Below are 21,005 nucleotides of genomic sequence, written 5' to 3'. Positions count from 1 at the left end.
ATTCTGACGTTAAGGCAGAATTAAAATAACTCTTACACATTCAGGCGCGGGATGGAGCAGCCTGGTAGCTCGTCGGGCTCATAACCCGAAGGTCGTCGGTTCAAATCCGGCTCCCGCAACCAATTTTTTGGTTACTGTATTCTGACGTTAAGGCAGAATTAAAATAACTCTTACACATTCAGGCGCGGGATGGAGCAGCCTGGTAGCTCGTCGGGCTCATAACCCGAAGGTCGTCGGTTCAAATCCGGCTCCCGCAACCAATTTTTTGGTTACTGTATTCTGACGTTAAGGCAGAATTAAAATAACTCTTACACATTCAGGCGCGGGATGGAGCAGCCTGGTAGCTCGTCGGGCTCATAACCCGAAGGTCGTCGGTTCAAATCCGGCTCCCGCAACCAATTTTTTGGTTACTGTATTCTGACGTTAAGGCAGAATTAAAATAACTCTTACACATTCAGGCGCGGGATGGAGCAGCCTGGTAGCTCGTCGGGCTCATAACCCGAAGGTCGTCGGTTCAAATCCGGCTCCCGCAACCAATTTTTTGGTTACTGTATTCTGACGTTAAGGCAGAATTAAAATAACTCTTACACATTCAGGCGCGGGATGGAGCAGCCTGGTAGCTCGTCGGGCTCATAACCCGAAGGTCGTCGGTTCAAATCCGGCTCCCGCAACCAACTGAATGTCAAAATATCTTTTCTATACTTCTATTTTAAATACTTTTCTATCTACAGTATCCTCAACTTGCTATGCTCAATAAGACACGACTACGTTGTCAATTTGATTAATTTTGAACAAGCATAGGAAATGTTTTGCTAGCTATTTATTTGTTTATTTTTGCTTTGTTTGGCATGACAGCCACTTATTTTGTCCGTTTCTTTTATGGCTTTTGGTGGCAAAAAAAAGTTGAACCTAAATGGTTAATCCGAGCGACACTCTGCGTGTGCATGATAGGTTTGAGCTTACTCGTTATGGCGTTGTTAGAACAGTAAATACCGCATCAGTGATGCCTCGACTATGGCAGCACTGAATACGGTGTGTAGCGTTATTTTTCGTTTAACCAAATAGCCACTTGTTTTGCAAAATAGGTGAGGATCCCATCAGCACCAGCACGCTTGAAAGCAAGCAGTGATTCCATAACGCAGGGGCGCTCAGCCAACCAGCCATTGTTAATCGCAGCCATGTGCATTGCATATTCTCCGCTCACTTGATAGGCAAAGGTTGGAACGCCAAATTCATCTTTCACTCTTCTCACAATATCTAAATATGGCATACCTGGTTTCACCATGACCATATCAGCGCCTTCTTGTAAATCTAAGGCCACTTCACGCAGAGCTTCATCAGAATTGGCAGGATCCATTTGATATGTTTTTTTATCCCCACCTTTGAGGTTACCCGCTGAGCCGACCGCATCTCTGAACGGACCGTAATAACTAGAGGCGTATTTAGCTGAGTACGCCATTATGCGAGTGTGGATAAAACCATGCTCTTCTAAAGCTTCTCTAATGGCGCTGATACGTCCATCCATCATATCTGAAGGGGCAACAACATCTGCACCGGCTTGTGCATGGGACAATGCTTGCTTAATTAAAATCTCGACGGTTGTATCATTAATGACATAACCTTCATCATCAATAATGCCATCTTGACCATGAGTCGTGAATGGATCAAGGGCGATATCAGTGATAACCCCCATATTTGGTACTTCTTGCTTTAATGCTCGAACCGTTCGTTGTGCTAATCCTTCAGGATTAAATGCTTCTTCGGCTAAGAGCGATTTTTTATCGCTTGGTGTGACTGGGAAGATAGCTATTGCTGGCACACCTAGCTGTTCTAGCTCTTTGGCTTCTTTGATAAGTAAATCAATTGATAGACGTTCTATGCCTGGCATTGATTCTATCGCTTCACGGCGGTTGTTGCCATCAAGAACGAACACAGGGAAAATTAAGTCGTTGACACTTAATTGATTCTCACTCATCAGTCTGCGAGAGAAATCATCACGGCGCATTCTGCGCATACGAGTGTAAGGGAAAAGGTCTAAACCAGATTGTGACATATAAAATCCTACTCAGATTGACTTGGTATAGGGTGCTCAAAGCTGCAGACTTGATCGCGGCCCTGATGTTTTGCTTGGTACAGAGCTTTGTCTGCAAAAGCGGTATATTGACTTGGCTCTTGTTGACGTTGTGCTATGGCACTAAAAACACCAGCACTGATCGTCATATTCACTACGCCGGCAACCGTTTGCACTGGTTGCGCATTGATCTGTTGTCGAATCGCTTGTGCAACTAAAATAGCGCCTTCGGTATCCGTATTTGGCAATATAATGGCGAATTCTTCTCCACCATATCGACAGACTTCATCTGAAGGGCGTTTTAAACAATATTGAATGCTGTTGGCAACAAAGCGAATTGCATCATCGCCAGCTAAGTGGCCAATGCTATCATTTATTTTTTTGAAATGATCGATATCAAGCATGATAACCGCTAGGGGGGTTTCTTCGCGGTGTGAGCGTCTAAATTCCATGGTGAGCTTTTTATCAAAATAACTGCGATTGCGGATCCCGGTTAATGCATCAAGAGTGTTTTTTTCTTCTAATTCGCGGTTTTTATCTTCTAATTCTCTAAGAGTCACTTGTAATTCAAAAGTATGCTCTTGGATCCTTCGCTCTAAGTCTTCTTCCATATCTTGTTGTAGTTTAATGGTCTCAAGCTGCAGATTATCTTTAATTTTGGCTTCCGCGAGTAATTGCTGCTGGCGATGTATCTTGAAGTCTCGACGGTCAACAAATTGTTGGATCAACAAATATGAGATAAACATGCTGCTGATGAAAAATGTGCCCATTAACATTTTAGGCATATCAGGTAGAAAGGCATCATGACCATTGAAAACCGCAAGGCTAAAAATGACGGCAAAAAGATGGCTAGCCAATGCGATAGTTAGTAAACGAGCATACCGATGCTGTTTAAATGATAAAAATACACAGACGATAAAGCATATGACTAAATTAATTGCGCTTGCGTACAAACTGAGCGCTAAACCATTGGCATAGCTCATCCAAGGTAAGAATAACAGGGCAATACAACAGCTGACAAAAATAACTCGTAAGATACGTAGCAACTTCTTAAATTCACTTTTTAGCTGCAGTAGTCTTTCAGTGAGTTGATTGAGTAATAGTGTGGCCGACAAAAAGAGCAGTGCAATATTGATTGTCTGAAACCATTGATAGTTAAAGTTGAAGTAGCGATAACTGAACCCGAGCACAACGGTGAGTAATGCCCATAAGCTGGCAATGTAACATGCGCCAAGTAAAAATCGTGATTTACGTGTGAGCGCAAATAGCAGAGCGTTACTGAGAACAAGCGCAAGTAAGAAGCCTAAAAATATCCCAGTAATTAAATTGTATTTACTTTTATTTTGTACCAAAGCCTCCGGTGTCCAGAGGCTAAGCGGCAGTTTTATGTTGCCTTCGCTGTTCACTTTGACAAAGAATTGGTCTGTTGCTTTGGCTTTAAGGGTGATAGAAAAAATGAGTGCTTCGTCTTTTATTTGACGATTCTTTAGTGGTTCGCGATCACCAATACTATCAAATTGGCGTAGAGCATTATTGTGTGACTGAAAAAGAGTTACGCTATCAATGAGTGGATGTGCAAGCAGCAGGTATAATTGTTTATCAATATTTGTAGGATTACTGAGCGAAAAATGCAGCCAAGTTGGCTGATCTTGCAGACCTAAATTAAGCGTGCCATCAGTCGATTGATGCCAAGACTCCCTATTGAGATGTACCACTTCTGCAAGAGCAGCATTTGATTGGGTATAGTGAAAATGGAATGGTTTGGAGGATGAAAACTGGTTATCAATGATCAGATCTGCGGCATATCCGATTGGCATAATGAATAAGCAAACGAATAAACATACCCAATAGCGAACCAACATTAACGATCATGCCCCAAATTAAATAAACGCTGAGTATTAGCATAGGTCGCTTTGGCGATATGTGCAGTGCTGCACTGCTTTAAATGTGCGATCATGTCGCAGATATAATGCAAATAAGCCGGCTCATTGCGGTGCTTTTTCGGTTTTGGTTGGATAGTCCTCGGGATGAGATAGGGGGCATCGGTCTCAATAAGCAGGCGATCATCTGGAATGTATTGAATGAGCTGCTGAAGTGGAATACCACGGCGCTCATCGCATACCCAGCCGGTAATACCAATGTACAAACCAAGATCTAAATAACGTTCAAGTGCGTGTTTGTTGCCTGTGAAGCAATGGACAACACCTGTAATTGCATGCTCTTTAATGCAGTGATACAGCTCATCACTGGCATCTCGTTCATGCATGTAAACTGGCATGTTGAGGTTTTTTGCTAGTGATAATTGAGCATTAAATACAGACAACTGTTGCGTTGGCGAGCTTAGGTTTCGATTAAAGTCCAGGCCACACTCGCCAATGGCTTTACACCAAGGACTCTGCGCTAATCGTTGCAGCTGTGCAATAAAGTCGTCACTGACATTACACGCATAATGAGGATGAACCCCAACAGATGCAAAAAGTTGATATTGCTCGGCTAGCTGCAATGCAATGGCGCTTTCATCGACATCTGTTCCAATCACCAGCATATTGTCGATTTGAGCTGCACGCGCTCTGGCAATTATTTCGGGTAAATCAGTCAAAAACTGATGGCTAGAAAGATTTACCCCAGCATCAATGAGCTTCTCGGTCATTATGAAGTACGTTTTACGCGAATGCTTTTATTCTTATCTTCTAGTCTGAGCAAGAAAGAATTGAATGCCCCCCGAGAAATAATCACGGTTTGTCCTGCTTTTACTCTAAAACTGTCCGTGCCTAATTGACGCCAAACTTGACCGTTATCAAGGGTTAAAATGAGTTCACCTCGAGGGGCTTTGTTAACCGTTGAAATGATAGACACTAATTCTTGAGAGTCCCCATCTTTACCAATATTTTTGTGCTCTAGCCCAAATTCGGTGTTAGTTGCACTGTTGGCTACAACTTCCTGCTCTGGATTGGTGGGAGCAACCTTTACCTGTGGGGCTTGGGTTGTAGTAGGTGCAACATTTTTTGCTTGAGCGACAGGAGCCGCGGCGACTTGTTTTTTGTTGAGCGCATCAATGGCAGTGTCATAACACATCAAACGATGCAGATCATTTTCAACTGTACGGCAATCTTCGATTGCAGTTGAGGCAAATACTGACGTCGAACATAAATAGAGTGCAGATAAACTAAGAATTATTTTTTTCATTTTTTATTCCATTTCTTCAGTTTCTTGAGGTTGTGGCTTTTTTGAATAAAAAGAAGCCAATACTAAGCCTAACTCGAACAGAGCAAGCATGGGAATAGCCAGCAGTGTTTGTGATAACACATCAGGTGGAGTTAAAAACATGGCTACAACAAATGCACCAACCACCACGTAAGGGCGTTTTTCTTTCAAATTTTCAATGGTGGTGACGCCACTCCAGCAAAGCAGCATAATCGCGACAGGTATTTCAAAGGCGATACCAAAAGCAAAGAAGAGTTTCAGCACAAAACTTAAATAACTACTGATATCAGGTGTTAAAGTCATTACCTCAGGGCCAATGCCGGTAAAAAAACCTAAAATAATCGGAAAGACTACAAAGTAGCAAAATGAAATACCGCCATAAAATAATAAAATACTCGAGATAAGAATAGGAATGAGCATTTTCTTTTCGGTTTGGTATAAACCCGGGGCGATAAAACCCCATATTTGATGCAAAATAAACGGAAATGAGAGAAATAACGCAGCAAATAAAGTCAGCTTGAAGGGGGCAAAAAAGGGCGCGGTGACATCCGTTGCGATCATGCTGGCATTCTCAGGCAGATGCTGGATCAGTGGATCGGCTACAAAGCTATAAATATCATTGGCAAAATACACTAAGCTCAAAAAGATGAGCAATATAGATAAAAGGGCGCGCATTAAGCGATTGCGAAGTTCAACTAAGTGGCTAATAAAGCCTGATTGGGCCGCTTGGCTAGTCATCTTTTTTGTCTTGTAGTGAAGAAGTGGTAGGTTTGAAACTATGAGTAACCGATTGAGCTGCTTGATTTAGCTCATCAAGTGAGCGTTGTAATTGTGGAGATAAGTTCTCCATTCCTTGCTCTTCAGCTTTTTTTAGATTTTGGTGTAATTCATGCACTCTGAGTTCTTCATTCACCTCAGCCTGAATGGTATTACCAAATTGTTTTACAGTTTTAAACCATCTAGCAACGGTTCTGACTGCGACAGGTAACCGTTCTGGACCTAGCACAATCAAACCAACTACAAAAACAACAACTAACTCCCACATGCCCATGGGTTAGACCTTATCCTGCTCTTTTTGGCTGTTGGTTGGTTTTGCTTCATCTTCTTTTTGTGCGATGTTGGGTGTTTGTGTGCTTGCATCTGTTGTTGTATTGTCATCCGACACTGCTTTTTTAAAGCCTTTTACAGCATTACCTAAATCGCCACCGATATTTCGTAATTTTTTTGTGCCAAATAGCAATATAATGATTGCAAGAATGATCACTAACTGCCAAATGCTGATGCCGCCAATACCCATGATGTTATCCTCTAAAAATTTTGATTATTATACGCCCGAAATATGAAAAATCAGTAGTGTTAATTTGTGCGAGTTCTGCACTTTACGCTTACACAGTTGTTTGAGTTAATTGTTTGTTTTTAACCATGCACCTAAAGAAAAACCAATTGAGCAAGTTAAACCAACAAGTGCTAATGTTGGTTGTTTCTCAAGATAGAACATACAGGCGGCAAGAAAACTTGTACAGCCAAAAAGCCCAAGCAAAATAGGTTTAATCGACGTCGGTCTATGTTCTGTGATGTGCCTGTGTGGGCGCTGGTTGTTTTTCAAACTGTTATAAATAAGATCTGGCAGTTCAGGAAGTTTTTCTCCCCAAAATGGTAGATTCGCTTGAATATGTTTTAAGACGGCCATAGGACCGACTTGATCTTTAACCCACTTCTCTAAAAATGGTTTTGCTGTTTTCCATAAATCAAGTTGAGGATACAGCTGGCGGCCAAGTCCTTCTACATACAGTAACGTTTTTTGCAGCAAAACAAGCTGAGGTTGTACTTCCATATTAAATCGACGGGCAGTGTTGAATAAGTTAACCAACACATGTCCAAAGGAGATTTCCGCTAAAGGCTTTTGGAAAATGGGTTCACAGACAGTCCGAATGGCAAATTCAAACTCTTCGACATTAGTTTCTGGAGGAACCCAACCGGAATCGACATGTAATTCAGCGACTTTTCGATAATCCCGATTGAAGAATGCGATGAAATTTTCTGCCAAATAACGTTTATCTTCTCGGTTAAGGGTTCCGACAATTCCGCAATCAATCCCAATATATTTTGGGTTGTTTGGAGTGTCATAAGACACAAAAATATTACCTGGATGCATATCCGCATGAAAAAAACTGTCGCGAAAAACTTGGGTAAAAAAGACTTGAACCCCGCGCTCTGCGAGTAATTCTAAATTTGTTCCTTGTGCTTTTAATGCGGTTAAATCAGATACTGGAATACCGTATATTCGCTCCATCACTAAAATATTTTTACGACTTAGGTCACTATAGATATAAGGAATATAGAGGCTGTCAGAGTTTTCAAAATTACGACGCAGTTGGATCGCGTTCGCGCCTTCTCGCATTAAATCTAATTCATCTAAGAGTGTTTTTTTATACTCTTTAATCACTTCAACAGGGCGCAAACGCTTCCCATCTGGTAGTAAGCGACTGACTAATTTGGCCAAATCTTGCATTAGTTGAAGGTCGGCTTGGATAGTCTTTTCGATATCAGGACGAATCACCTTAATGACAATATCATCTGTTGAACCATCGTCTTTTTGTAATTTCGCACTGTGGACTTGTGCAATGGACGCTGAAGCAAGTGCTGTGCTGTCGAACTCAAAAAATAACTCATTGATACTTTGCAGTTCAAGGGCTTGCTCTATAATCGCTTGTGCTTGAGAGCCGGAAAATGGTGGTACTTTATCTTGCAGTAAGGCGAGCTCTTGCGCCATTTCGACAGATAAAAGATCTTGGCGAGTCGATAACATTTGGCCAAACTTAATCCATACGGGCCCTAAGTGTTCTAGAGCTAAACGTAGTTTTTGGCCGTTAGGTGTTGTTTTGTGTTGGTTTTTAATCCAAAAAAAACACCACCTAAACCCTTTCAAATACCAAGGTTGCCATTTTTTGGGGATAAGAGTATCTAAGCCAAAATATAATAAAGTGTGGATTATTTTGTAAAGTCTGGCAGCGCGCACGGAAAGGTTATCCTTTTACTTGCTTGAGTAAGTGATCGATACGAAGCTCTAATTGTGCACATTGGGCTTTCAGTGTGCGGTTTTGCTCTTTAAATTGAGATAGCTCAATAGGGTGTATGGCGACTTTTAATTCATCTTGCATCAGAGCCGTCAGCGTGCTTTGACACTTTTGCATTGAGGTGCGTGTTTGTTGTTGTGTCTTGCGTAATAAACGAAACACATTATGGCTTGCAGCATCGCCTAAATAGTCAGCTAAGTGCTCTTCCCAATCGATATTTATTTTTGAAAAAGCGCCGCTATAGGTTTGCGCAAGGTGTAAGTCACCGTCTAAATCGAGTTTATTTTCTCGGATAAGTTGCGTTATTTTATTCGCTTGCGATAGCTGTTGCAGCGTAGCTAAGTCGGTACTGATTATGCAATCAGCTTGACGTTCATCGCTGCTGAAAATGAATAGTTGTGTGCCAGTATAAGTTAACGAAAAAGCTTGTTGCCAGTCACGCACTTCAATCAACAAGGTTTTGTGCTTGGCTGGCTGTAAGGAGTGATGCAAGCTTGTATCAAGCCTAAAGACTTGATTAACCGCTTGTTCAATGATGGCGACTAAAAATTGCGGAATCATCACAGGCGATCCTAAAACTTGAAGCCTCGGTGTAATGCGACAATCCCGCCGGTTAGGTTCTGATAGCTTGTTTGCTCAAAGCCAACATTTTCCATCATTCCTTTGAGAGTGTCTTGATCGGGGTGCATGCGAATGGATTCAGCTAAGTATTGATAGGATTCACTGTCATTAGCGATAACTTTACCCATGGTCGGCAAGATATTAAATGAATAAAAATCATACACTTTTGCTAGTGCTTCAGAGCTAGGTTTAGAGAACTCTAAAACAAGTAAACGGCCACCTGGTTTTAATACACGATACATAGAAGCAAGCGCTTTGTCTTTGTCAGTAACGTTACGTAAACCAAATGCAATGGTAATGATATCAAAAGTATTATCAGGAAAAGGCAGCGCTTCAGCATTCATTTGCACGTATTCGATATTGCCCACAAGCCCTAAGTTACGTAATTTTTCTCGTCCCACTTTGAGCATAGAATCATTGATATCACCTAAAACAACCTGACCTGTTTCACCCGTTATTTGGCTAAATTTGGCGGTTAGATCACCTGTACCACCGGCTAAATCGAGAATTTTATGGCCTTTACGCACACCTGAACTTGCGATGGTTTGTCGTTTCCATAAACGATGTATGCCCATCGACATTAAATCATTCATGACATCGTACTTGGCTGCAACAGAGTGAAAAACGTCAGCAACTAAGCTGGCTTTTTTATCTGCTTCAACGGTTTTGTAACCAAAGTGAGTGGTGTTTTCTTGCTTGTGATCCATGGTTTTTCTCTGTATTTAGCTGCCTAGCTAGTTTACTTTATTGCTCACCACAATACCATTAACTGATGTGAGACACGTACTGATTTACCTATAAAATTCTACATTTTAAGGCGATTCAATTAATACCCACTAGACTATGAGTAGAGTGTATTTATGTTGGTGGTCTTTTTAGGAGGGTCTATGGGTCTTGCGCGTCACTTGATGAGTGTGTTTAGTTTATTTTTATTGACGTTGTTACTTATCAGCGCATGTGCAATTATTTTTTTAGCGCGCTATCAAGTCCAGCAACAGAGTGTTGAGCAAACACAATTTATGGCGAATATGATTGTCAGCCAAGTGCAACATGGTATCGAACATGACTCATCAACTGATATTGCAAGTTTAATAAACACCACCGCCTCAAAAGGGCCGATAAAATTATTATCTTTGACCGATATTTCTAACGAACAGCTTATTCATCAATATTATCATCGCACTAGCCAAGGCCCCGCTTTGCTGGCCGGTGTTAAGTTTTTATACCTGATTTCTCCACCGATAAAAAAATCCTTTACTAATAGTTCAGGGGACAAGTTTGTTTTAACAATTCAATTGCAAAATATCAGTCTTGCGCCGTTTGCTGGTCAGGTCATTGTTAGTCTTTTCATTGGTTATTTGTTGTTAGCGATATGCTTGTCGTTTTATATTCGGCGTTTTTCTCGCTCTATTACGCAGTCATTATCAGCGATTGAGTCTCAATCGAATGCTTTGACAAATAAACACTTTCCGGTATTGAAACCGATTAAGAGTGTTAAAGAAGTTGAGCGGCTAGTACAAGTTCATAATGATATGACAGAGCAGGTTAAGTCTTTTATTAATGAATTGAGTGAACGACTTGAGCATGCCAAAAAGTCACTTTATAAAGATGAGCTGACTCAGCTTGGCAATCGGCGTTTGTTTATTGCCCAGTTAAGCCAGGCATTACATGAATCAGAAACATACAATGGTGCTTTAATTTTCATTCGCTTGAATCAGTTTGAGCTTATTCGTCAGCAAGAAGGATTCAATATTGCGCGCTCTTTACTTGAAGATATTATTCATGCAAGCCAATTGACGTTAAAGCAAGACGGCAACTTTGAGCTATACCGAGTCAATGAATACGAATTTGCAAGTATTTTAAAAGATGTATTGCAGGACGATGTGATTGATCGAATTCATCAATTGTCTGCTGAATTTTCTGAGCTGCAAAATCGTTATCAACGCAAGAAACAAGTCTTGATTGGCGCGACAGTGTTTCAAGCAAAAGAAACGATCTCGGATGTGTTAATTCGTGTTGATGATGCCTTGAATATGGCATCAAAAGAGCCCCATCTATTCCATTTCAATTCAGAAAATAGTGAGTTAAGCAAAGTTAGTTCATTACTGAAATCACGTGAAGCTGTACTCAATGTCATTGAAGAGGCGAGTTTAAAATTTTGCCAACAAAGAGTGGTACTAGCTGATGAAATCAATAATATGTTTGCTGAAGTCTTGAGCTCATTTGAATACAAAAATCAGCCGATACCAGCGCGATTGTTGCAAGCCCAAGCAGAAAAATTTCATTGTGTTGAGTATTTTGATAAGCGAATTATTGAAATAGTGAAGTTGGCTTATTTGAATAGTGAGTTGATTTTACCTGCGAGTATTAACTTATCTCCTTATAGCATGCTTGATGAAAAATTTAATAATTGGCTGACTGAACTGTCTCATTCATACGCTGACTTTTTTAGCTCGGTTATTTGGGAGTTTGATGAAGCCTCTTTAAGTCAGATCAAAAATGCGACATCCATTGTGCATCGTTTGCAGTCCATGGGAAGTAAAGTCGCAGTCGATCATTTTGGCATGGGTGACAATACACTTAAAATGTTGCGCATGTGGCATGTAGATGTCATTAAAATTGATGGCAGTTTTATTCATGATTTGGATGCCGACCAAGCGAATTGGTCATTCTTAGAAACGATCGTGCAATTGGCGCATAGTTTAGGGATCACTGTGGTGTGTGAGCAAATAGAAACAGATAAAGAGGCGCGCTGGGCGCGGCAGTTAGGAATGGATGGGCTACAGGGTTTTCAAATCGCCCATCCTATGACAAACTTTAATTTAAAGAGTTAACAACAGTATTGCGGCCATTGAGTTTGGCTTGCTGTAACGCTTGTGATGCATTACTCGTTAAGAGGCTTAAATCTTCTTCAATGGCATTTTTAGCCACACCCACAGAGACAGTGATCGTGGGTAATCGTTTACCGCTTCGCGAACTTACAAAGCGTAGTTTTTCTACTCCCCCACGGATTTTTTCTGCGATTTCACTGGCTGTATTAATATCAATGTCAGGTAAAAACACCATGAATTCTTCACCTCGTGTGCGTACGGGTAATCCGCTTTCAAGTACGTAAGATTGCACCTTTTTCGCTACTTTATTTAGCACTATGTCACCAATAAGGTGACCATAGCGACTATTAAACTCGTTAAAATGATCAATGTTGATGGCTATCGCGCATAGGGAGTGTGAGTCTTGCTGCCAAAGAGTCACTTGCTGATTCAAATAAGCTTGTTGATATAAGCCAGTTAGCGGGTCGCTATATCGCTCTTTTTTTAATTCATCAATTTTTAACTGTGTTTTATAAGCTTCAGCCTGTGCTTGGAGAATACGTTCTTGAATTTTAAGTTGTTCGGCTTTTAATTCATAACTGGCTTCAATTAGCTCAGAGATAATTTGTCGAGATTGAGTGATATTGGTTTCGTCGATTGCGACTAAGCCAGAATCTAATTGGGCTAAATATTGATTAACCGAGTCAGTGCATTGCTCTGTTGCCTGATTAATTGTATCAACAACGTTATTGGCGCCTTTTAATAAGGCATCATTACTTTTAGTCTCAAATGATAAATATTCATTAAACCAAGTCTCCATTAAAAAATTATCTAAGGTAATGTTATTTGCAATATTTGAGTCGATGGTATTAGACAGGGTTGCTTGAGTGTTGGACACATAAGCATAAGCAACGTGATAATTTATAGGAAGCGGAACTAAGTTATGGCGTTCTAAAAAAAGACAAACTTGTGTCATTTTGTCTTGGGCTATGGCCATGGAATCATGGTACTTCATAATCAACACCGAGAGAGAATTAGCTTTAAATTAAAAAGTGCTCGACCTCCTTATCACGAAAAAACAAGCCTGTTCCTTAGGCTGTGCCTGCATTTAAAAACAAATTCGCGTGATTTGAAACTGTTTTAGATGAATCGCAATCAAATTCATACTTAAGTGGGTAATAATGCTGCAATCTAGGAGGGATCGTGCCATGAGTTGTCTGCTCGTGATGAGATTGAGCGTATTTAGTTGGCAATTCAGTATCGCTGGGGTAGCCTCAAGTAATTCAAAATATAAATGATTACGAATGAATAGAATAATGAAAAAATCACTATTAGCGATAGCGGTCGTCGTATCACTAACGGCTTGTCAATCGACAGTACGCAATGCCGATCACTCTTTTGAAGAGGTGGCGCAACAGGTTCTTAATTTTCGAGATACCCTTGAACCATCCAATGATCAAAAACAACAGCAAGGGTATTATCTAGCTGATTTGTCAGCAGAGTTTTTAGTGCAATCGAATAAGCAGCGCATTGCATTACTTCAGCAGCTTAATAGCCTAGACGAAGCAAAATTAAGTGCTGAGAATCAAATTAATCTCGCCATTTTAAAAGCGCAAATACAAAATAATATTGATGAGTATCGATTCAATGCGCACATGATGCCCTTAACTTCTGAATTTGGTTTTCATTCTGAACTTTCATTTATTGTTGCTCGTTCTGATTTCTCTTCTCGTGAAGGTATCGAATTATATTTAAATCGTTTAGCAGATGTGCCTCGCTTTTTTAATCAAAATATCGGCTGGATGAAAGAAGGGATCAAAATTGGTTTTACTCAGCCGCAGGCCGTCTTGGTAGGTTATGAGTCTTCAATTAGTGCGTTAATTAATGACAGTGCTGAAGAATCTGATTTTTTTGCTCCTCTGAAAGAAAATAAGGCGTTTTTATCTGATGCTGATTTTGCTGTTTTACAGCAGCGAGCAAAAAGCATCATTACCGAACAGGTTAATCCTGCGCTGCGCAATTATTTTGATTTTTTTGTGAATGAATACTTTCCAGCGGCAAGAAAAGAGATTGGGATTGCTTCGACGCCAAATGGCCGTGATTTTTATGAAAACCGTGCACAGCATTACACAACAACACAGATGTCAGTGGCGCAAATCCATCAATTAGGGTTGGATGAAGTGGCTCGGATTCGCCAAGAAATGGAAGAGGTGATTGCACAAGTTGGCTTTAAAGGAGATTTTGCTGAATTTGTACAGTTTTTGCGAACTGATGAACAGTTTTATGCAAAAACACCTGAAGAGCTATTAAAAGAAGCCTCTTTTATCGCTAAGAAAATGGATGCGCAGTTACCTAAATTATTTAAATACTTACCTAGAACTCCCTATGGTGTGGCACCGGTTCCAGATAGTATTGCGCCAAAATATACCACGGGTCGCTATGTCGGTTCTAATCGAGATGATCAGCCTGGGTACTATTGGGTTAACACCTATGGATTAGATAAACGACCACTGTATGTGCTTGAAGCTTTAACTTTACATGAAGCGGTTCCGGGGCATCATTTGCAAATATCGCTCAATGCAGAATTAGATCACTTACCTAGCTACAGACGTAACTCTTATATTTCTGCATTTGGAGAAGGTTGGGGATTATATTCTGAATGGCTCGGTTTAGAAGCAGGATTTTATCAAGATCTATATAGTAATTTTGGGCGATTAACCTATGAAATGTGGAGAGCTGCGCGTCTTGTGGTTGATACCGGCATGCATATGTATGGTTGGAGCCGTGAAAGAGCGATGACATTTATGCAAGAAAATACCGCGCTATCATTACATAATATAAAAACAGAAACAGATCGTTATATCTCGTGGCCGGGTCAGGCGCTGTCATACAAAATTGGTGAGTTAACAATCAAGCGTTTAAGGCAGCAAGCAGAGCAAGAGTTAGGTGAAAAGTTTGATGTACGAGACTTTCATTATGAGGTGTTGAAAAACGGTTCTGTACCTCTATTTATTTTAGAACAGCAAATAGCTCAGTATATTGAAAGTGCGAAGGGAAGTTAAGCTACGGTGAAAATAGGCTGCTTCGTCTTACTCAAAAAAGCTTGAATTCAAGAATTTTAAATGAGTTCAGAGGTACATTCGAAGCAGCCAAGCCCCCGATACTGTTATCGTTGGCGGCCTTGCAATCATAGGTAAAGCACCCTTAGATCAACAGCTTTGCGTCCTTAACTTTCATTAAGTTTGCCTTTGTCGAACTTGAAACAGTTCGCTATTGAGTTTAGCCGCTTAATGCGGTTGTGTCATTAGTACTTGGGTTGTAAGCTCTATTAAATATAAATAGATTATTAGACTAACTATAGGAAATGAGTAATAAAATTGTCGTTTTGACATTTCTTTATTCGAGTAACTTAATGAGTATTTTATTAAAAAAGCTAGTGTTGGTTGTTAGAACACATATTGATAAAGTGAGTTGGCAGTTTGTTATGTTGGCTGTGCTAGGGCATTTGACATTAACTTGGATTATGTTGGTTTTAGCTGGAGAACATGAACTGACCAAAGCTCAGCATTATATTTATTATTATATTGTGACGACATCGACGGTAGGATATGGTGATTTTAGCCCCACGACTGATTTAGGTAAGTGGTGTGTGGCATTATTCCAAATACCTTTTGGTCTTGCTTTATTTGGGGTCTTTCTTGGAAAGACGGGTCAATCAATTACACAAACGATTAAGCGCTCTATGACAGGTGAAAACAATTTTAGCCATTTTGAAGACCATATTATTATTTTTGGTTGGCATGAAACTCGTACAAATAAAATTATTCAGCATATTTTAGCCGATAATAAACGTTTAGCGCGGCGCATTTTGTTAGCTGTCACCGATGATATGCACCATCCATTTCATAACAACCCGTATGTTGATTTTGCAAAGCTAACTAGCTTTACTGATTTAGCTGAGTTAAATCGAGTTGCCATTGGTCAGGCAGATAAAATTATTGTAGACGGTACTGATGATAATCAAACTTTTACAACATCTCTTCGAGTGAGTAAATTGGTTAAGCCACAGTGCCATATTAGCGCTTATTTCATTGATGACTCTAAAATTGAGATGCTAAGAGATCATTGTAAAAATGTAGAATGTAGTAGCTCGAAATCGGCGGAAATATTGGTTCGTTCAATGCAAGACCCAGGCTCAAGCCGAGTCCAAGAAGAACTATTGTCGACTTTATATGGAGACACGCAGTTTAGCTTAGTTATTCCAGATACAGTGAGCAGCTTGACCTTTTCATCTATTTTTCATTATTTCAAAGATAAGCACGATGCAATTGTATTAGGTGTGGCACATTCTAGGATTGCAGACCAACTAGAGTTAAATCCACCTCTGGGCTATACAGTCAATTCAGGGGATATATTGCATTATATAGCGCCAGAGCGTGTATTAACGGATGAAGTTGATTGGAACAACTTAACCTCTTAAAGACCTTATCTTAAAGTAAGGGTTGGATTTAAGTTTACTTCACCTTCAAAGTCAATTGTGGCAAATGCGCTATCACATTGAGCGACAGCTAAGTGTGATCCCGACTCTGCTCGAGTAAACGCTAGTTGGTAGCCATATTGATTGAGTTTATTTAATGCAAGTTTTTGAGCTAATGTTAAAAGATTCCAAAAAGCATCAAAGTTGAGGCTGTCATTCCTACGCTCTTGCTGTGGTAAATTTAATAAAGCTGACATCATATTCCCTGAAATTAAAAGATTCGTTGATATTTTACGTTATTTTCGTAAATTACAAATCGGACTTGTCTCAATGTCACTCTCATGATTGATAGTGACTTGATGATTATCAATCATCCTAAAAGTGAGTGATTCTTTTATACTTTCCCTTGTAAGTATTTAATCATTTCCGAGGCAGTATAGCTTAGCAAATGATACTTGTTGAGCATTTGTAAGTGATCCAGCCATTCTTATTGTGTCAATCACTGTCAAGGTAGCTCAATTGACACGAAAACCTAAAATAGAAACTTAAGCATTATTCTAGTTTAGGCTAAAATTTAATCAAGTATGTATCAATTATATAATTCCAGTGACCTTCATCGAGTGGGATTATAGATAGGCGACTTCCTTTTTTAGTTAATTGAAAATCATCAAGATTGCTATCACTTTTTAATTGGCTTAACGTGATCGGCTTGATAAATTTTTGGTCAAACTTGACGCTTACTTGATACCACCGGGGATCAGTTTGTGACGCTTTTGCATCAAAATAAGGACTAGAATGATCAAACTGTGTTGGATCTGGGTGGGCATCTTTTATAACCGTTGCAATTCCCGCTATAGCAGGGATTTTACAGCTTGAATGATAGATAAATACTTGGTCATTTATAGCAACTTGATCACGCAAAAAATTACGTGCTTGATAATTTCTAACTCCCTCCCAATCTGCTTTGCCAAATTTGCAAAGATCATCGATGGAAAAAACGTCAGGTTCTGTTTTAAAAAGCCAAAATGCCATTTTTCACCCTAAATTATAGATAGTGCTAGTTTTTGTAGTAGCGTATTGAGTAGACTTGATATATTAAATTTACCATGAGTCAGTAAAGTGAAACACAACTATGAGCCAAGTACTCGATGATTTACTCGCATTATTAAAATTAGAAACGATTGAGCAAGGAATATATCGTGGGCCTAGTCAAGATTTAGGCTTTAAAGCGGTATTTGGTGGCCAAGTTATGGGGCAAGCCCTTTCTGCCGCCAAAGAGACCGTTGTTGAGGATCGCAAAGTTCACTCACTTCATTCATACTTTTTGCGTCCAGGAGATGTAACAAAGCCTATCGTTTATGATGTTGAGAATATTCGTGATGGTAAAAGCTTTAGCACACGCAGAGTGAGTGCTATTCAATATGGAAAACCAATATTTTACATGACCGTTTCTTTTCATAGTGATGAGCCTGGGGTTGATCACCAAGCTGCTATGCCGAATGTTCCTGGTCCTGAAAAGTTACGATCCTCATTGGAGTTTTATCGTGAAAATGCTCATCTTATTCCTGAAAATATTCGAAATAAGATTATTTGTGAAAAACCCATTGAGATGAGGCCTGTAAATTTTCAAAACCCATTTAAGCCTGAAGTGACTCATCCTGAACGTTATGTATGGTTTAAAGCAAATGGTGAAATGCCAGACGATCCTCGAGTGCATAAATATTTATTGGCATATGCATCTGATTTTGAGTTTTTACCGACAGCATTACAGCCTCATGGTTTGTCTTTTCTTCAGCCTGATATGCAAGTGGCAACGATTGATCACGCAATGTGGTTTCATCGTGAATTTAGAATGGATGAATGGATTTTATATGCGGTTGACAGCCCTACAGCAAGTGGCGCGAGAGGGCTAGTTAGAGGCCAATTTTTCAATCAAAAAGGTCAATTAATAGCTTCAACCATGCAAGAAGGTGTGATTAGAAACTATAACGCTGCTAAATAGCAGCGTTATGATTTAAAACATTCTGTTCAATAGAAACTAGTATTTGCGGGTTAATTAACGTGCGGATTGTTTTATCAAGTAGCGCTAGCTGCTCGCTTGTGCCCAACAAACCTTGATCATCAACTGTGATTAATGACAAGTCTTTTAAGGTAGAAATAAAGCTCGAGAGTACTTTTTTATCATAAAACTCGGGCGTTTTAATATCGTGAAGTTTACTTAATCGGCTTGCGTGTGATTGGCTTTTTAATTCTAAATTGGCACGGTCGATTTGTTTTTCGCGCGCTAAAACACCAATAACAACAGCATATCTTTGCATAGTGCAATCAAGTACTTTGGCGAGTAAAGATAATTTAAAGTAGCTCTTACTATCTGAATTAAGCGAGATGTTTCCTTGAGAATCTATCTCAATAAGGTGTTGCTTTTCAAAGTGCGACAATATACGTTCAATATAATTGTCCTTTAACTCTTGCATAAACCATTCTGCAGCAAAAAGAGGATACAGCTTCTTTGTTAAATCAATACAGCTTTGTAGGTCTGTATGTCGACTTCTCAGAATATGGGACGCCAGTAAGCTTGGTACGGCAAATAAATGAATGATGTTATTGCGATAATAATTCAGTAGTACCTTTTCATTTTCAGCGATTTCAACGATTTCACCTAAAGGATCGGAAACTAAAGTAACTTTTGAAAGTTTGATTGCATGTGTTAATAATTCATTGGCAGAGCAATTAGGTTGGGAAATATCTTCGCTGTACGATGCATCAAGATTTAAGGCTTGATAAAACTCAATTTGTTCAAGCGTTTCTTTTTTGCTTAAGGCAAGTTTATCCGTCATTAATAAAACCATAGCAAGCATGTTTACACTGTTCAGTGCTGCCGTTTTATTTATATTGATCATCACTTGGTCGGCAATATTGGCAACTTGTTGGCCCAGCCATTGAGGTTTTTGAACTTCTGAAGGGTGGATATTATCACGCCAATCACTTTGGTGCTGATTTAGGTATTGGTTCACATTGATTGGCTCACCAAAACTCACATAACCATGGCCATAGTTTTTAAGGTTTTTAATTGTCTTAAATATCCCAGAAATAGACTCGTTGGTCTTTGAGCTGCCTGCAAGTTCCTTCAAATAGGTATTTACTTCCATCACATGTTCGTAGCCTATATAGACAGGAACCAACGAAACTGGCCTTTCAATTCCTCGAAGCATTGATTGAAGTGTCATAGCAAGCATACCTGTTTTTGGCGGGAGTAAACGACCTGTGCGACTACGCCCCCCTTCGGTATAAAACTTAACTGAATAACCCTTAATAAATAATTGAGATAAATATTCTCTAAAAATAGTCGAGTAAAGTTTATTCCCTTTAAAGGTTCTACGGATAAAGAAGGCACCTGAACGCCTAAAAATAGGCCCCGCTGGCCAGAAATTTAAATTAATACCAGCAGCAATATGAGGTGGGACTAATCCTTGATGGTAAATAACATAAGTTAAAAGCAAGTAATCCATATGACTGCGATGACAAGGTACATAGATAATTTCATGCCCTTTATTTGTTAAATCATGGATCCTCTGAGCATTTTTTATTTCGATTCCATTGTAAAGCTTCGTCCAAAGCCAAGTTAAGATCCTGTCGCCAATTCCTATCATTGCATCGTTATAATTGGCCGCAATTTCATTTAAAAGTATTTGTGCGTTTTCTTTGGCTTGATTAATTGGAATCGATTTAAGCCTAGCTTCGTCTTCGAGTGCGTGTTTAACACTTGGAGCGGCAAGTAAACTTTGAAACAAAGCTTCACGTGATGGCAGTTTAGGACCTGTGGCAGCAAGCTTTTGGCGTTTAAAGTGAAAACGAGCTACACGCAATAAGGTTTGTGGTAGTTCGTCTGAATCCGCACGGCGCTTCATCAAAGTATCTAAATCCAGAGGTTGACTAAATTTAAGTAAGTTACCGCGCCCAGAAAAAAGTACGACAAATACCTTACGTAACCAACTGGGTGCTAATGAGTGAGATAATAAAGTACCAATACCCGCCTTTTCTTTTCCTGGGTTACGGCCCCATAAAATGGTGACAGGAATTATCTGGATTTTTAAATCAGGACTTTGTTTTAAAACATCAAAGATCGTTTCGCCTTGCTTTAATGCACTCGTTGCTTTGACATGCTTAGAAAAAATAGGAGTTGGATTTTGCAAAGCAATAAAGCGATGTATGGTGAGCCCACTTTGAAAATGTTCTTGCTTGAGAGGATTGGGTAAATTTAACACATCGCACGTTTTTGCTAGTGCAGCTAGATCAGAAGCAGAGTTCAAGCGGCTTATATAAAATGTAGGTATCGTTGGATCTAAGTTATATTGACTAACGGGATCATTAGGCAAAAGTTTAGTTCTAACAAAAAGGCGATTCCCTAACTTTGCTAATAGATTGATCATTGCTGCAACAAACTTCATAGATTTATCCAAATAATAGCTATTAATAATAGTTCAGATCCAAATACTGGCCTGACCACACCAAGAATGATCGCATAACCACTAATATAAGCAAAACGAAAAGCTTAATATTCAGAGTAGAAAATACATTTATTAGTTATTTCAGCCTGTAAAACAACCACTCTGTGCATCTTTCAATCAAACGAAGGTTTTTTTTCAAAAAACTAAAAAAAAGCTTGATCAAAAAAAGGATCTCCCTATAATGCGACCCCACTGAGACGGCAGACAGCAACGCTTAGCGAGGCAAGAGTCGAATCA

19 protein-coding genes, 5 tRNA genes and 1 riboswitch are annotated in these 21,005 nt (G+C 39.6%); of the genes, 10 read left to right on the top strand and 14 right to left on the bottom strand.

Annotated elements, in window-relative coordinates:
- The first annotated feature begins 45 nt into the window (after positions 1-45).
- The 6 genes from PULV_RS15085 to PULV_RS15060 all read left to right on the top strand — a co-directional run bounded on the left by PULV_RS15085 (position 46) and on the right by PULV_RS15060 (position 989).
- A tRNA-Met gene (locus tag PULV_RS15085) sits at positions 46-122 on the top strand.
- A 61-nt stretch (positions 123-183) separates the two neighbouring features.
- Positions 184-260 (top strand) — tRNA-Met (locus tag PULV_RS15080).
- Between the two features lie 61 nt (positions 261-321).
- Positions 322-398, top strand: a tRNA-Met gene (locus tag PULV_RS15075).
- Between the two features lie 61 nt (positions 399-459).
- Positions 460-536: transfer RNA gene (locus tag PULV_RS15070), tRNA-Met, on the top strand.
- A 61-nt stretch (positions 537-597) separates the two neighbouring features.
- Positions 598-674: transfer RNA gene (locus PULV_RS15065), tRNA-Met, on the top strand.
- A gap of 135 nt (positions 675-809) precedes the next feature.
- Positions 810-989 (top strand): hypothetical protein, encoded by a 180-nt coding sequence (locus PULV_RS15060; RefSeq protein ID WP_086743133.1) that lies wholly within the window; start codon positions 810-812, stop codon positions 987-989.
- A 53-nt stretch (positions 990-1,042) separates the two neighbouring features.
- Here the strand turns inward: PULV_RS15060 and hemB are convergent, their stop codons facing one another.
- The 10 genes from hemB to ubiE form a co-directional block, all read right to left on the bottom strand.
- The gene (gene hemB / locus PULV_RS15055; RefSeq protein ID WP_086743134.1) at positions 1,043-2,053 is read right to left on the bottom strand and encodes a porphobilinogen synthase; all 1,011 of its coding nucleotides are present in this window, start codon (positions 2,051-2,053) and stop codon (positions 1,043-1,045) included.
- Positions 2,054-2,061: 8 nt separating this feature from the next.
- Complete coding sequence (locus tag PULV_RS15050) at positions 2,062-3,888, bottom strand: sensor domain-containing diguanylate cyclase (protein ID WP_193332166.1); 1,827 nt, start codon at positions 3,886-3,888, stop codon at positions 2,062-2,064.
- A gap of 44 nt (positions 3,889-3,932) precedes the next feature.
- The gene (locus PULV_RS15045; RefSeq protein WP_193332165.1) at positions 3,933-4,721 is read right to left on the bottom strand and encodes a TatD family hydrolase; all 789 of its coding nucleotides are present in this window, start codon (positions 4,719-4,721) and stop codon (positions 3,933-3,935) included.
- Positions 4,721-5,257 carry a hypothetical protein gene (locus tag PULV_RS15040; RefSeq protein ID WP_086743137.1) on the bottom strand — a complete coding sequence of 179 codons (537 nt, stop codon included), beginning with the start codon at positions 5,255-5,257 and terminating at the stop codon, positions 4,721-4,723. Before PULV_RS15040 ends, PULV_RS15045 begins: the two co-directional genes overlap by 1 nt.
- 3 nt (positions 5,258-5,260) lie before the next feature.
- A complete protein-coding gene (tatC, locus tag PULV_RS15035) occupies positions 5,261-6,013 on the bottom strand; it encodes a twin-arginine translocase subunit TatC (RefSeq protein ID WP_086743138.1) in 753 nt (250 codons plus the stop codon).
- Positions 6,006-6,326 (bottom strand): Sec-independent protein translocase protein TatB, encoded by a 321-nt coding sequence (gene tatB / locus PULV_RS15030; protein ID WP_193332164.1) that lies wholly within the window; start codon positions 6,324-6,326, stop codon positions 6,006-6,008. Before tatB ends, tatC begins: the two co-directional genes overlap by 8 nt.
- Before the next feature lie 3 nt (positions 6,327-6,329).
- Positions 6,330-6,572: a Sec-independent protein translocase subunit TatA gene (tatA, locus tag PULV_RS15025; protein WP_086743140.1), complete on the bottom strand. Its 243-nt coding sequence runs from the start codon at positions 6,570-6,572 to the stop codon at positions 6,330-6,332.
- A gap of 105 nt (positions 6,573-6,677) precedes the next feature.
- On the bottom strand, positions 6,678-8,294 hold the full coding sequence (gene ubiB, locus PULV_RS15020; RefSeq protein ID WP_193332163.1) for a ubiquinone biosynthesis regulatory protein kinase UbiB: 1,617 nt from the start codon (positions 8,292-8,294) through the stop codon (positions 6,678-6,680).
- Between the two features lie 7 nt (positions 8,295-8,301).
- A complete protein-coding gene (locus PULV_RS15015) occupies positions 8,302-8,913 on the bottom strand; it encodes a ubiquinone biosynthesis accessory factor UbiJ (protein ID WP_193332162.1) in 612 nt (203 codons plus the stop codon).
- An 11-nt stretch (positions 8,914-8,924) separates the two neighbouring features.
- Positions 8,925-9,680, bottom strand: coding sequence for a bifunctional demethylmenaquinone methyltransferase/2-methoxy-6-polyprenyl-1,4-benzoquinol methylase UbiE (ubiE, locus tag PULV_RS15010; protein ID WP_086743143.1), 756 nt, complete (start codon positions 9,678-9,680; stop codon positions 8,925-8,927).
- A gap of 180 nt (positions 9,681-9,860) precedes the next feature.
- On the opposite strand from ubiE, the gene PULV_RS15005 reads away from it, so the two are divergent.
- On the top strand, positions 9,861-11,807 hold the full coding sequence (locus tag PULV_RS15005) for an EAL domain-containing protein (protein WP_176365134.1): 1,947 nt from the start codon (positions 9,861-9,863) through the stop codon (positions 11,805-11,807).
- On the opposite strand, the gene PULV_RS15000 is transcribed toward PULV_RS15005, so the two are convergent.
- Positions 11,791-12,798 carry a GGDEF domain-containing protein gene (locus PULV_RS15000; RefSeq protein ID WP_227009422.1) on the bottom strand — a complete coding sequence of 336 codons (1,008 nt, stop codon included), beginning with the start codon at positions 12,796-12,798 and terminating at the stop codon, positions 11,791-11,793. The genes PULV_RS15005 and PULV_RS15000 overlap by 17 nt on opposite strands.
- Positions 12,799-13,099: 301 nt before the next feature.
- Here PULV_RS15000 and PULV_RS14995 point away from each other — a divergent pair, with 301 nt between their 5' ends.
- On the top strand, positions 13,100-14,845 hold the full coding sequence (locus PULV_RS14995; RefSeq protein ID WP_227009421.1) for a DUF885 domain-containing protein: 1,746 nt from the start codon (positions 13,100-13,102) through the stop codon (positions 14,843-14,845).
- 109 nt (positions 14,846-14,954) lie between these two features.
- A riboswitch (cyclic di-GMP riboswitch) is annotated at positions 14,955-15,040 on the bottom strand.
- Between the two features lie 155 nt (positions 15,041-15,195).
- Positions 15,196-16,263: a potassium channel family protein gene (locus tag PULV_RS14990; RefSeq protein WP_193332160.1), complete on the top strand. Its 1,068-nt coding sequence runs from the start codon at positions 15,196-15,198 to the stop codon at positions 16,261-16,263.
- A 5-nt stretch (positions 16,264-16,268) separates the two neighbouring features.
- On the opposite strand, the gene PULV_RS14985 is transcribed toward PULV_RS14990, so the two are convergent.
- Together PULV_RS14985 and PULV_RS14980 are read right to left on the bottom strand one after the other, a co-directional pair.
- Positions 16,269-16,517 (bottom strand): hypothetical protein, encoded by a 249-nt coding sequence (locus PULV_RS14985; RefSeq protein ID WP_086743147.1) that lies wholly within the window; start codon positions 16,515-16,517, stop codon positions 16,269-16,271.
- Between the two features lie 310 nt (positions 16,518-16,827).
- Positions 16,828-17,292 (bottom strand): EVE domain-containing protein, encoded by a 465-nt coding sequence (locus PULV_RS14980; RefSeq protein WP_193332159.1) that lies wholly within the window; start codon positions 17,290-17,292, stop codon positions 16,828-16,830.
- Positions 17,293-17,392: 100 nt separating this feature from the next.
- Here PULV_RS14980 and tesB point away from each other — a divergent pair, with 100 nt between their 5' ends.
- Positions 17,393-18,262: an acyl-CoA thioesterase II gene (gene tesB, locus PULV_RS14975; RefSeq protein ID WP_086743149.1), complete on the top strand. Its 870-nt coding sequence runs from the start codon at positions 17,393-17,395 to the stop codon at positions 18,260-18,262.
- Here the strand turns inward: tesB and plsB are convergent.
- Positions 18,255-20,708, bottom strand: coding sequence for a glycerol-3-phosphate 1-O-acyltransferase PlsB (plsB, locus tag PULV_RS14970; RefSeq protein ID WP_193332158.1), 2,454 nt, complete (start codon positions 20,706-20,708; stop codon positions 18,255-18,257). The two genes, tesB and plsB, sit on opposite strands and share 8 nt — an antisense overlap.
- Between the last annotated feature and the right edge of the window lie 297 nt (positions 20,709-21,005).

It is taken from the genome of Pseudoalteromonas ulvae UL12, assembly GCF_014925405.1.
Classification (GTDB): Bacteria; Pseudomonadota; Gammaproteobacteria; order Enterobacterales; family Alteromonadaceae; genus Pseudoalteromonas; species Pseudoalteromonas ulvae.
The sequence above is the reverse complement of the archived record's forward strand: the minus strand, read 5'-3'. Positions and strand labels throughout refer to the sequence as shown.

What these genes read in the sequence shown, in the direction of transcription:
- hemB (WP_086743134.1), bottom strand. Translation starts at nt 2,053, where the DNA reads ATGTCACAATCTGGTTTAGACCTTTTCCCTTACACTCGTATGCGCAGA.
- PULV_RS15050 (WP_193332166.1), bottom strand. Translation starts at nt 3,888, where the DNA reads ATGCCAATCGGATATGCCGCAGATCTGATCATTGATAACCAGTTTTCA.
- PULV_RS15045 (WP_193332165.1), bottom strand. Translation starts at nt 4,721, where the DNA reads ATGACCGAGAAGCTCATTGATGCTGGGGTAAATCTTTCTAGCCATCAG.
- PULV_RS15040 (WP_086743137.1), bottom strand. Translation starts at nt 5,257, where the DNA reads ATGAAAAAAATAATTCTTAGTTTATCTGCACTCTATTTATGTTCGACG.
- tatC (WP_086743138.1), bottom strand. Translation starts at nt 6,013, where the DNA reads ATGACTAGCCAAGCGGCCCAATCAGGCTTTATTAGCCACTTAGTTGAA.
- tatB (WP_193332164.1), bottom strand. Translation starts at nt 6,326, where the DNA reads ATGGGCATGTGGGAGTTAGTTGTTGTTTTTGTAGTTGGTTTGATTGTG.
- tatA (WP_086743140.1), bottom strand. Translation starts at nt 6,572, where the DNA reads ATGGGTATTGGCGGCATCAGCATTTGGCAGTTAGTGATCATTCTTGCA.
- PULV_RS15015 (WP_193332162.1), bottom strand. Translation starts at nt 8,913, where the DNA reads ATGATTCCGCAATTTTTAGTCGCCATCATTGAACAAGCGGTTAATCAA.
- ubiE (WP_086743143.1), bottom strand. Translation starts at nt 9,680, where the DNA reads ATGGATCACAAGCAAGAAAACACCACTCACTTTGGTTACAAAACCGTT.
- PULV_RS15005 (WP_176365134.1), top strand. Translation starts at nt 9,861, where the DNA reads ATGGGTCTTGCGCGTCACTTGATGAGTGTGTTTAGTTTATTTTTATTG.
- PULV_RS15000 (WP_227009422.1), bottom strand. Translation starts at nt 12,798, where the DNA reads ATGAAGTACCATGATTCCATGGCCATAGCCCAAGACAAAATGACACAA.
- PULV_RS14995 (WP_227009421.1), top strand. Translation starts at nt 13,100, where the DNA reads ATGAAAAAATCACTATTAGCGATAGCGGTCGTCGTATCACTAACGGCT.
- PULV_RS14990 (WP_193332160.1), top strand. Translation starts at nt 15,196, where the DNA reads ATGAGTATTTTATTAAAAAAGCTAGTGTTGGTTGTTAGAACACATATT.
- PULV_RS14985 (WP_086743147.1), bottom strand. Translation starts at nt 16,517, where the DNA reads ATGTCAGCTTTATTAAATTTACCACAGCAAGAGCGTAGGAATGACAGC.
- PULV_RS14980 (WP_193332159.1), bottom strand. Translation starts at nt 17,292, where the DNA reads ATGGCATTTTGGCTTTTTAAAACAGAACCTGACGTTTTTTCCATCGAT.
- tesB (WP_086743149.1), top strand. Translation starts at nt 17,393, where the DNA reads ATGAGCCAAGTACTCGATGATTTACTCGCATTATTAAAATTAGAAACG.
- plsB (WP_193332158.1), bottom strand. Translation starts at nt 20,708, where the DNA reads ATGAAGTTTGTTGCAGCAATGATCAATCTATTAGCAAAGTTAGGGAAT.